The following is an 11453-nucleotide window of genomic DNA, read 5'->3' as shown; positions in this document are numbered from 1 at the left end:
GGAATCGGCGATTTAATCACTACCGCCACTTCTATTCATAGCCGGAATCGCTTTGTGGGCGAAGAAATTGGCAGAGGCAAAAAATTATCCGACATATTATCTCAAATGGAAATGGTGGCTGAAGGCGTAACTACCACGCGGAGTGTATTTTTACTTTCCCGCCAGTTACAAGTGGAAATGCCCATTGTAGAAGAGGTCTATCAGGTTCTTTATGCAGATAAAGAGCCCAAACAGGCAATTATCGAACTTATGACTCGCGAACTCAAAGCAGAATAAAAATCCATTGTAGGTAACCAGAGGACACTGTATTTTCGTAAGTATAAAATATAAATATTGCGGAGCTACGGGGAGCTCCGGCTACACAATTTGCGGAGCTTCAGCGAGCTCTGGCTACACAATTTGCGGAGCTACGGCGAGCTCCGGCTACATAACAAACTTAGTTTCGGTTACACAAAATATACTGCCATTGTTTTTCTATCTCAACTTATTTGGGACCCCTCACTTAAACATTGAGTATTTTAGTAACAGTCAGCTAACGAGCCCTTATTGAAATTTTTTTGCACCTAAAACTATATACAATGCCTTTTTAATGATATTATTAAAATTCAGGAGACGCACAATAACTTTTGCAGTGCTACATTCTTCATATATACCAATCACTTTTTTGATACAATCCACCTATTTTTGTCTCCCATCTTTCTTACTTGTTTCCATTAATTTAGCGTTCATCATCCCTTAATCAAGCGTTAACAATTAACGCTTGATTAAGGTTAGATTAACACTTGATTGACGCTTAAAAGTATGGGCTAAAGACATCCTTTACCTAATAACATTTAAGGACGGGAGAAAAAGAAAAAAGGGGATTTTATGGTTTAAAAATTGCTTTAATATTTTGTTATTAGATAAAATAGCAGTAAATTGAGGGAGGATAGAATGCAGAAGAAATGGTTATTTTTCGGTTTCATCCTTTTATTTGCAAGTATGGCTTTAGCATCCATTCGCTATACAGCTTTGGAAAATTTTGAAAGTGGTTCCATCGTTTTAAGTTCCTGGGGCGAAGAAGATATGCAGCCAGATGCCTGGACACTTGATTCTTCAACTCCCGATGGCAGTTCCTACTGTTTAAAATTAACTGGTAATTGTTACAAACTGCAGCAAATTAATCCCTATCCCATAGACACTACAAATGTTCTTCAAGTGCAGGTTAAAACATCTTCCAATTCCTGTGTTCAGGGCATAGGTTTCACTGATGGAGTGCATAACATATTTTATAGTTTTTCCGGAACAAGGATTTTAGATATTGAAGTTTGGATTCCAGTTTATCAGGGTGCCTTTAATAATAATGTCTGGAATACGATACAATTGCCTATAGGTTCCGATTGGCAGGCATTTTGGGGCTATCTTCCCATTATCAATGGAATTATTTATGTGAATGATTTAGATGGCATTTCCTCGCGCAATGTTTATTTTGACAACATATTGGATATTAGTTCAGACCTTCCGATTGCTCCGGTTGTAAGTATCTCCACTTCTTATGCTACAAAAGATACGGGAGTAAATTTTTATAGTAATGTTTTTGATCCTGATAGTGATACTTTCACTTATGAATGGTCTTTTGGCGATTCTACATATAGTTCTTTGACAAATCCCTATCATTTTTATACTGTCTCCTCTGATTATCCTTACACTGTTACTTTGGAAGTAACAGATGACACGGGTAAAAAAGGGTTTGCTTCTACCCAAGTTACCCTTGAAACAGGTGCTTCAGCTTTGCCTGTAACCCTTAATTTTGTGGGAGATATTATGCTTGCCCGGGGCTATGAATCCGGTGGAGGAATAATTCCTACCTTGGGAGTTAATGCTATTTTTGCTCCTTCCAAACCATATTTTGGAGATGCAGCGGATATAAGCGTTGCCAATCTGGAAGTTGTTTTAGCTAATATCGGAGTTCATCATCCTACCAAAAGTGTTTATTACAGAGGCAACCCAGCTAATGTAAACGGTTTAATTTATGCGGGAATTGATTTAGTATCCACTGCCAATAATCATACAATGGATTATGGAATTTCAGCTTATCAACAAATGCAGGGTGTGCTGAATAATGCCGGAATTATTTATAGTGGCTGTGGAGTCAATTCTTATGAAGCATATCTCCCTGCTTTTTATAACTGTCGGGGCTTAAATATTGCCTTTTTGGCAAGTTCAGACAGAACTGGGCAATATAATAATGCTCAACCATTTTTACCGTCAGGTTACTGTAAACCTGGTTTTGCATATATGACACCTTATTATGTGGAACAACAAATTCAGGCAGTTGAGAATGTTGCAGACCTAAAAATCGTGGAAATGCACGGTGGCAGTGAATATTCTTTAACCCCTGGTTCCGGTTATGATAAAGAGCTAAATCCCTTTATAGATGATACTGAAGATGAGGATTATTGCTATCGAAATGATGTTCCTCATCAATGGGATATAGATATTCGTCACAGTGCTGTTGATAGTGGCGCTGATTTAGTAATTGTTCATCATCCTCATATAATTCAGGGGTTAGAAGTGTATCATAATAAACTGATAGCTCATTCTTTAGGTAACTTTGCTTTTGATTTGGATTATCCGGAAACGATGCCAACGATGATTCTCTATGCTGATGCCTATTTTGATGGTTTTAGAAATTTTCGAATCAAACCGTTCTATATTGATCAATATATTCCCAAACCTGCTACTGGTCAACTTGCTGTCCATATTTTGGATTATATTGCAGGCAGGTCGCGCGAACTTAACACTCGCGTTTTGGTAGATAAAGATAATCTGGAAGCACGGGTTTTGATGGATGCAGATAATCCTCCTGTTATGGCCAATGTTTTCAATTGCCGTCAACAACTACTCTATCATATTGATAATTATAATTATACACCTCCGATAAAGCTTCCTAGGCAAGGTTCTCTGAGCGAACTTATCAATGTTGAACCCCGTGCAGAATATCAATTTCGTTTTGGTCAGGAACATATTTGGTATGGAAAATTTGAAGATGAGGGTTGCACTCTTTGGGTTCCACCCAATTATTCTACAACAGATTACATTGATGGAACTCGCAGTGCAAAACTTAGTACAACTGGTTCTTCTTCAGTAACATCCACTATTCCCAAACGCTGTAAAATTTATGATAATACTACAAAATACACTTTGCACGGTTGGATAAAAACCGAAAATGTCGCCAGTGCTAATATAATGGTAAGTTTTTATACTTCCAGAACAGCTGCAACAGCATCCTATACTGATTATGTAACTACTGATTTATCCGGAAACAATGGCTGGGATTTTTACTATAAAGAATTGAACCTTCCCTCTACTGTTTATTATTATGATGTTCGTTTACAAATGACAGGTTCAACCGGATTTACGGGAATTGCCTTATTTGATGATGTTGGCTTGATTGAATGGACTGAATATGCTAATCCTGATTCGCTTCACAATATTTCCTGGCCCAATAATTACTATTGGTTGCAAGCCAGAACTGCCGATTGTCCTAAATCAATGAGTTTTTCATTGTTGGAACGAAGTTTTAGAATTCATCCTAATGTGCAAACCAGTTATTATAATAAACCCCAAGCAGAGCTAAAAATAAGTCCGAATCCTTTTAATCCTGATACCTCAATCCAAATAGCTTTGCCCCTTGCAGAAAAAACAACCGTAAAAATATATAATATCAAAGGACAACTGGTGAAAGAACTTTTTAATGACAAATTAGAAGCAGGTTCATATCGGTTTAATTGGGATGCGAATGATGCAAACCAGAGAAAAGTTGCCTCCGGAATCTACTTTATTAAACTGGATACAGGTTATAGCAATATTATCAAAAAGGCGGTTCTCTTAAAATAAGATGGAAATATCTTGACTAAATAGACCCTCATAAATATAGTGGAATGACTTTATAGACATATCAAGGAGTTTGAAATGCGTAAGTTATTTTTTGCTATAATAATGTTAACCCTTACCCTCGGCTTTTATGCACAGGAAATTGATACGCTGAAGATAAATTTTGCCATTCTTAATCCTGAAGAAATAAATCTGGATTTGCGTATTTTTGCTCCTATGCAAAGAGTTTATGTTACTGCCGATTTTACCATAGACAAAGCAAATCTACCTGAGGCAGTGTATCATTGTTTATTTTTAACTAAAGATGCCACTATAGAACAAATTTTGGTGAATGATCAGTTTGTTCCGCTTATTTATACTACCAAACTTGTTCCGGAACACTTTAATCCTATTTTTCCCTATCCGGAAATGCTGAAAGAAGAAAGTAATTTAAATTGTTTCAGTTTCCATCTTGCCAATTTGAGCGGGAAAATCAATTTTAAACTGCGTTATTCTTTACCCATTCCTGAATGGATAGAAGAATCCAATGTCCACGGGTATGTTACTTTCTCTTCTGATCAAAATTGGTTTCCGCGTAATTTGACAGGTGCCTGTAAGGTTTATGCTCGCTTATTAAGTTCTACATCTTTTTCGATGGAAATAGGAACAGAATGTAAAATTTCAGAAAAAGATGGATTGAGAACAACAGAGGGTTATTTTATTGATCTGCCGAACCAACAAAGCACATTAAAAATAATAAAAAGCTAAATTAGCTCAGCTGGTAGAGCAACTGATTCGTAATCAGTAGGTCGGGGGTTCAAGTCCCCCATTTAGCTCCATTTTAACTAATTGAACATCAAATAGTTATAGAATACAATTGTGAACTTGAAGTTATTTTTTAAATCTGGCGAGTCCCTTTTTGGGAAGATACATTAACCGAAAGAGAAGCAAAATTACCAGCTAAAAATTTGGGAATTGCTGCCGCACCAACCATAGCTGCATTATCCATACATAAAGAAAGAGAAGGATAGATAACTTTGATGCCATATTTTGCAGCTTTAATTGTAAGCTGTTTGCGCAAGGCAGAATTAGCGGCTACTCCCCCTGCCAAAAGAAGATAAGGAATCTTCTGCTGATGAGCCCAAAGCACACTTTTGTTAATTAATGGTTCTATGATTGCCTGTTGAACTGACGCTGCTATGTCAGAAAGATTATTTTCCAAAACCTCTTTCTCTTGATTTACAAGCCAGGTTCGAATGGCAGTTTTCAAGCCGCTATAACTGAAATTGAAATTATTTTTTTGGGGTAAAGCACGAGGAAACTTGATAAAATCAGGGTTACCCTTTCTTGCTAATTCATCAATAATAGGGCCACCCGGAAAACCTAATCCTAAAAGCTTCGCTGTTTTATCAAAACTTTCTCCTGCTGCATCATCAAGAGTTTTACCAACTACCGTAAATGAAGTTAAAGTATCAAATTGAACAAGTTCAGTATGTCCACCGGAAACAACCAATGCCAGAAAAGGTGGTTTTAAGTCCTTATGTTCTATAAAATTGGCAAAAATATGAGACAGCATATGATTAACTGTTATCAAAGGCAATGATAAACTCCAAGCAAGACCTTTGGCAAAAGCCAAGCCCACAATCAACGAACCAATTAAACCGGGGTTTATGGAAACGGCTATCGCATTGATATCCATCAAATTAAGATTAGATACTTCAAGTGCTTTCTTAGTTAAAGTTAGTATATGCTTTAAATGTAAGCGAGATGCCATTTCTGGAAGTATGCCACCAAATTCTATATGCTCAGGTTGACTTGAAATTAGATTAACAACAATGTTGTAATCGGTATCTAAAATTGCAACTGAAGTATCGTCGCAAGAAGATTCAAAAGCTAAAATATACTGTGAAGGCATTTATTTAAGACGAACCCTTTTGGGCGTAATATCAATCAGTTTAACGGAATTTGGCACTTCCACGCGGACAGAATAAAAACCTTGTGCATCAGGATGTTCGTCAATACTTGTTTTTATCTCTTTGATGTCCAAGCTGTTTAAAACATCAGAATTACCAGAAAGTTTTATGGTAACGGAGGAAGGAATACACTTTTTGCCCTCGCTAACCGTAACTGGCAAGTTATCGATTATTTTTGTCGTATTAAATGAGGCAGATAGTTTAATTTTTATCTGTGTTTCCGAAGTGGAAACATCATTGGGCAAAGGGTTTAGCTTTACATTGAATTCGCTTTGCTCAAGCATATTGTTGGTAATTGTTTCAGTGGTTACTTTATCCACTAATTGCACTTTACTTTTAGGACCAAAAATCGTTATTTGTTCTGGAATGATAGAATAGTTCAGTGAGTAAAAATGTTCGCGTGTATAGTCATTAGTAAAAGTGAGGAAAACAGGCACTTTTTTTTGGTGAAATTCATCAGCGTGGATGGCAAGTTTATCTGTGTCGGCAGGACCTAAAAGTTCCAGTTGTATGTTTTGAGGAAGATCTATGGTATAATTGCTTAAGGATATTATATCTGTTCCGGGTTTTATATTACCTGCATCAATAAAGACATTTGTGCGAGAAAGTTTTAGCTTGATTATGTCCAAGCCCCTGCCGCGAACCTGAAAAGGGATGCTTTTGGGGATATTATCCAAAGTGATGTTGTTTGGAATAGAGCTCAGGGTGACAGGTAAATTGATTACGCTATTCTGTTCAGAAACTAAGAGGTACTGCATCCAAACAAAGATTGCAATGACAAGAGATAGAATTCTTAGCCCCAAATTCTCTTGTAACAAATTAGTCCTCCATATATATGTGACTGATTCCCAGAGATTTTACTTTTTTATAGAGAGTAGTTCTTTCAATTCCTACGGCTTTGGCTGTTTTGGATATATTCCAATCATTCAAACTGAGATGATGGAGTAAATAGTCCTTTTCAAAATGAGCCATACTATCTTTTAATGTTTCTATGTGAAAATATTTATCCAGGTTGCTATCTCCTTCATAGCGAGAGTGTATTATTTTGTCTTTAAGATGTTTTTTAATGACGGCATTGTTTATTTTATGCTCATTGATCATTATAAACTTACAGAAGTTGCGCAGTTCTCTCACATTTCCGGGCCAAGAATAACTTAAGAGATCATTTTTCAAAGCTGGTAGGTCTAATTGATCCATTACACTATACTGAGAAGAGAAACTTGTTAAAAAATAGCAGATTAATAGGAGGATGTCATCTTCTCGATCTCTTAAAGGTGGTAATTCAACGATGTTTCCTTCGATCCGGAAAAAGAGGTCTTTCCGAAATAATCTTTCATCGGACAATTTTTCCAAACTGGCATTGGAGGCAAAAATCAGACGCGTTTCCACTTTCTTCAGAGGTCCTCCGACCACTTGTATTTCTTTGTTCTCAATGGCGCGTAGTATTTTGGATTGGGACATTAAAGACAAATTAGTTACTTCATCCAAGAATAGAATACCATTGCTGCACTCCTCAAAAAAACCTGATTTATTACGATCGGCATTGGTGAAAGAACCCTTGATATGTCCAAAAAGTTCCGATTCTATAAGTGATTCTGAAAGAGCGCTACAATTAACAGTATGAAAAGGTTTCCCAAAACGAGGTGAATATATGTAATAATAATTTGCCGCAATTTCTTTGCCCGTTCCGGTTTCTCCAATCAAAAACATATCTTCGTCAACGCTTGCCAGACGCATAATTTGTTCTCTTACTTTTTTAATTGGCTCGCTTTCACCTATAAAGGGGAAACTTCTGGTAAACTGTTTTTTCAAATTGATATATTCTATTTGCAAACCGATATGTTCTTCTTCCTGTTTTTTCAAAGTGATGGCATTTTCAATATGGAGCAACAATTGATTTATGGAAAAAGCTGAACCTTTTTCAATGAAATGATAGGCACCCAAGGCGCGGATTTCATTTATTTGGGAAGAAGTAACTTCACCGGAAATGACGATTACTTTGTAATTCAAATCCATATTATTGCGTAAATATTTCAAAACCTGAATTCCATTTAAGCGTGAGCCCACCAGAAATACATCCAAGAGAATAACATCAGGTTGGAAAGTTCTTAATACAGTAAAGAAATTGTCGCTATTTTCAGTTACTACAACTTCATATTCATAACGGCGCATTACATTCGCCAACTGTTCAGAGAGGACTGTATCATCCTCTAATATTAAAATTTTACCTTTCATCTGATTACCTCAACAACAATTCTTCAAGTTCAGCCAATGCATTGATATAATAGATATATGCTTGATCGGGTGAATCGTAAGGGGAGAAATATTTATGCACATCTCCATCTTGAAAATACTTAGAACACATATAGTAAAAATGGTCGGAAGTAGTAAGTAACCTTGCCGTTCTTAATAATTCTGGGTCTCCTTTTTCCTTGATACGGTTTATCAGTTCATATAATGTCTCACTTGCATTTTGTTGCATTTCATTTCCCAGCCAGGCAGATAAATCGCGTTGTTCATCAGCCCAGGAAACAGGTTTAGGAAAAGAGAGAGATTCTTGTTGATAATTTGCTAAGTGAGAAACATCTTTAGGATTGGCAAAACCAAGATGCGGTTTTTTCAAGATAGAATCAGGAAAATGCCGCATAAAATCAAATATCCCAGTAGTTGCCCATTGGTGTTCTCCAAAGGTCTCATAATCCATAAACAGATTCAAAAAAAGGTTTTTATCCCCTTTTTCCGCCAATGTAAGCTGATCTATCCAGTTCACAAATTTATCTACCGTTAAAGGATATTCAGGCCAATCGCGATTGGAGAAGCGAAAAGCAATATCATCTGCCAATTGATAATATTTTAAAAGGAGATTTAGGTTCTTTGCATAGTTTTTATAGGCATAAAGTGGACTCCGCCAATCCAGAATTCTATCCACACCTTCCGTGATAATGGTTTTAAAGCCATCAATTTCATAGATAATGTCCGATAAACGGTCTTGATAGATCAGCTCCGTATTGCGAAAAGTAGTGGTATAATATCCAAATTCTTTTTGCATCAGTTCTCTGTGCATATACACCTGATCCAAAAACTCATTGGTGTCAAATAGAAAAGCAAGGGAATGAAAGTATGTTTCTCCCAGCAATTCAACACAACCAGTATCAACAAGACGCTTAAAAGAATCGAGCGTTTCGGGAGAATATAGTTTAAATTGTTCGAGAGCGGTTCCCGTAATAGAAAAGGCAACTTTGAATCTACCTTCATATTTTTGAATCAATTCCAGCAGCAGTTTGTTGGTGGGTAAATAACAATTATTTGCCACTTTACGCATAACATCGCCATTTAGTTTATCATCAAAAATCTTAGCATTATCAGCAATATCTATAACATTAAAATGAGTGAGGCGGTAGGGCTGATGAACTTGGAAATAAAAAACAATATTTAACATCAAGAACTCCTTATTTCCTGAGTATTGCTAACTTCTGATAAAGTGGAAGCATACAGCTGACGAATTTTTTCGGCTGCGTCATCCCATTGAATGCGTTGGACTTCTTTCATACCTTCATGCCCGATTTTAGCGCATTTATCTGGATTTTCAATTAAGTGATTTATGGTTTCAGCCCAAAGGTCAACATCCCAGTAATCAATTTTAAAAGCATGATGCACAACTTCTGCGACTCCTGATTGTTTTGAAATAATGGCAGTTATACCATAAGCCATTGCTTCCAAAGGAGATATGCCAAATGGTTCTGAAACGGAAGGCAGAACATAAATGTCGGCTGCCTGCAAAATGCGTTCTACCTGTTTTCTATTTAAGAAACCAGTAAATAAAAACCGGTTTTTCATTTTTAAGGAAGCAGACCGACGCAAAATTTGTCTTTGCATATCACCTGTTCCAGCAAGTATAAACCTTGCTTCAGGATGAACTTTTAATACTTTATCCGCCATATCCAAAAAATAGTCGGGTCCCTTTTGCAAAGTAACTCTTCCGAGATATAAAATGGTTGGTCCTTTAAATATGCGTTTCTTGTTTTTAATACTATTTTCGGTAATGGAGAAGGCATTATGAATTATGCGGATTTTTCCAGTATCTATTCTATAACGGCTCATCACCATTTGAGCAGTATATTGGGAAACAGCGATCACTTTGTCTGCATAGGTCATTCCTATGTATTCAATTTTATGAATTCGGGGGTCTCCAGGACCTCCAGCTCTATCAAATTCGGTAGCATGAATGTGCACAATCAAAGGTTTCCCGGAAATTTGTTTTGCCAGAATTCCACTTGGATAAGTAAGCCAATCATGAGAATGAATTAGATCATATTCCAGGCATTTGGCAAAGCGATTTGCCCTTAAAGTATATTCCTGAACTTTTTTGATCAAATCTTCCTCTCCGATCAGATTTGCCGTCATCTCTTTCCAGAGTTCTTGTTCTTCACCTGTTGTAATTTCAGTTGACCACAGATGTTTTTTGATTACGGATGAATATTGTTTAATTTCGCTTAAATTAAAATAACTCTCTGGATGCGTAGTAACACCAATGAATTCCAAGCGTTCATTCAAACTGGTAAAAGTTCGCGTAACATATTCTTTGTGCTTTTCTGGTTCCAAGAATACAGCTGGCAAAGTATCTGCGTCCATTTCTTCTCTTAAAGGGAAATACACCAGTTCTTTAGTAGGTAATACAAGGTCGATCTTTATACCTTGACTAAGTAATGCTTTAACCATACCATAACAAGCCATACCTAATCCGCCTGAAATTAGGGGAGGAAATTCCCATGTAAACATTAAAATTTTCATCAGCTTTCCTCCAAATAGAGAATATAATTCTCTATATTATACAAAGCGGCCACACTCCATGCCTGGGCGGGAGCGCCTTTTGGGAAATGAGGAGAATCACCATCCCAAATTTCAGCAATGGATGCAATATGTCCTTTCATAAAACTATTGCGAAAAGTGGATATGAAAGTATTAAGCCCTTCAACAATTTCCTTTTTTGTCTTCACTCCTTCATAGGCACGTTCATATAAACCACAAAAAGGACCTAAAAGCCAAGCCCATACACTTCCATTGTGATAAGCAAGGTCTCTTTCTTTTTGTGTTCCATAATACTTTTTACGAAATTTGATATCTTTGGGGCTTAAAGTGCGAATTCCATAATTTGTATATAGCTCTTTATAACTGCGTTCAAAGACCTGTTGCAAAACATCTTGCGAAAATGCCTGCCAGGGTAAAGAGAGAGCAATTATGGCATTGGGTCTTATTTCCATAATCTGTTCTTCGCCCACAATTCGATCAGCAAGATATCCATCCATATAAAACTTTTGCAACGATTGCTTAACCATATCTTTCAAACTCAGTAGTTCTTCATTTGCCTTATATTTTTTACGGGCTTTCTGTCTGTATGCTTCGCACATAGATTCATAACAACAAAGGGCATTATACCAGAGAGCATTCAGTTCAATAGGAGCTCCATTTCTGGGAGTGATTGGTTTTCCATCAATTCTTACATCCATCCAGGTTCCATGGGCAAAATCATTATGTAATTCTATTAGCCCATCGGAGCGAAGGTCAAAGGGATGATCATTTTTTTGCAAAATTCCGGCTAAAATTTCTTCCGTAAGAGTGATGCTA

General features: G+C 36.7%; 10 protein-coding genes and 1 tRNA gene. 4 read left to right on the top strand and 7 right to left on the bottom strand.

Features of this window, described 5'->3' with window-relative positions; all coding sequences use genetic code 11:
* The coding region (locus tag ABFC98_08450; GenBank protein ID MEN6446050.1) for an NAD(P)H-dependent glycerol-3-phosphate dehydrogenase at positions 1–276 on the top strand (276 nt) is incomplete at its 5' end.
* Between the two features lie 267 nt (positions 277–543).
* On the opposite strand, the gene ABFC98_08445 is transcribed toward ABFC98_08450, so the two are convergent.
* A complete protein-coding gene (locus ABFC98_08445) occupies positions 544–678 on the bottom strand; it encodes a hypothetical protein (protein MEN6446049.1) in 135 nt (44 codons plus the stop codon).
* Between the two features lie 255 nt (positions 679–933).
* On the opposite strand from ABFC98_08445, the gene ABFC98_08440 reads away from it, so the two are divergent.
* From ABFC98_08440 to ABFC98_08430, 3 genes are all read left to right on the top strand, one after another.
* On the top strand, positions 934–3879 hold the full coding sequence (locus ABFC98_08440) for a CapA family protein (protein MEN6446048.1): 2946 nt from the start codon (positions 934–936) through the stop codon (positions 3877–3879).
* Between the two features lie 75 nt (positions 3880–3954).
* Positions 3955–4623, top strand: coding sequence for a hypothetical protein (locus ABFC98_08435; GenBank protein MEN6446047.1), 669 nt, complete (start codon positions 3955–3957; stop codon positions 4621–4623).
* A tRNA-Thr gene (locus tag ABFC98_08430) sits at positions 4619–4694 on the top strand. Before ABFC98_08435 ends, ABFC98_08430 begins: the two co-directional genes overlap by 5 nt.
* Before the next feature lie 59 nt (positions 4695–4753).
* Here the strand turns inward: ABFC98_08430 and tsaD are convergent.
* The 6 genes from tsaD to ABFC98_08400 all read right to left on the bottom strand — a co-directional run.
* Positions 4754–5770: a tRNA (adenosine(37)-N6)-threonylcarbamoyltransferase complex transferase subunit TsaD gene (gene tsaD, locus ABFC98_08425; GenBank protein MEN6446046.1), complete on the bottom strand. Its 1017-nt coding sequence runs from the start codon at positions 5768–5770 to the stop codon at positions 4754–4756.
* Positions 5771–6586: a hypothetical protein gene (locus ABFC98_08420; protein MEN6446045.1), complete on the bottom strand. Its 816-nt coding sequence runs from the start codon at positions 6584–6586 to the stop codon at positions 5771–5773. It lies immediately after the preceding gene.
* Positions 6587–6647: 61 nt separating this feature from the next.
* Positions 6648–8063 (bottom strand): sigma-54 dependent transcriptional regulator, encoded by a 1416-nt coding sequence (locus tag ABFC98_08415; protein MEN6446044.1) that lies wholly within the window; start codon positions 8061–8063, stop codon positions 6648–6650.
* A 4-nt stretch (positions 8064–8067) separates the two neighbouring features.
* A complete protein-coding gene (locus ABFC98_08410) occupies positions 8068–9267 on the bottom strand; it encodes a glycoside hydrolase family 57 protein (GenBank protein MEN6446043.1) in 1200 nt (399 codons plus the stop codon).
* Positions 9267–10619, bottom strand: coding sequence for a glycosyltransferase family 4 protein (locus ABFC98_08405; GenBank protein MEN6446042.1), 1353 nt, complete (start codon positions 10617–10619; stop codon positions 9267–9269). The genes ABFC98_08410 and ABFC98_08405 overlap by 1 nt, the downstream gene beginning before the upstream one ends.
* Positions 10619–11453: amylo-alpha-1,6-glucosidase (locus ABFC98_08400; protein ID MEN6446041.1), on the bottom strand; the 835-nt coding region annotated here is incomplete at its 5' end. The genes ABFC98_08400 and ABFC98_08405, both read right to left, overlap by 1 nt.

The organism is Candidatus Cloacimonas sp., assembly GCA_039680785.1.
Taxonomy (GTDB): Bacteria; Cloacimonadota; Cloacimonadia; order Cloacimonadales; family Cloacimonadaceae; genus Cloacimonas.
This window is presented reverse-complemented; position numbering and strand designations above follow the sequence as displayed.

Bases quoted from the DNA above. Each gene is read 5' to 3' on its own strand.
- ABFC98_08440 (MEN6446048.1), top strand. From the start codon at position 934: ATGCAGAAGAAATGGTTATTTTTCGGTTTCATCCTTTTATTTGCAAGT.
- ABFC98_08435 (MEN6446047.1), top strand. From the start codon at position 3,955: ATGCGTAAGTTATTTTTTGCTATAATAATGTTAACCCTTACCCTCGGC.
- tsaD (MEN6446046.1), bottom strand. From the start codon at position 5,770: ATGCCTTCACAGTATATTTTAGCTTTTGAATCTTCTTGCGACGATACT.
- ABFC98_08420 (MEN6446045.1), bottom strand. From the start codon at position 6,586: ATGCAGTACCTCTTAGTTTCTGAACAGAATAGCGTAATCAATTTACCT.
- ABFC98_08415 (MEN6446044.1), bottom strand. From the start codon at position 8,063: ATGAAAGGTAAAATTTTAATATTAGAGGATGATACAGTCCTCTCTGAA.
- ABFC98_08410 (MEN6446043.1), bottom strand. From the start codon at position 9,267: ATGTTAAATATTGTTTTTTATTTCCAAGTTCATCAGCCCTACCGCCTC.
- ABFC98_08405 (MEN6446042.1), bottom strand. From the start codon at position 10,619: ATGAAAATTTTAATGTTTACATGGGAATTTCCTCCCCTAATTTCAGGC.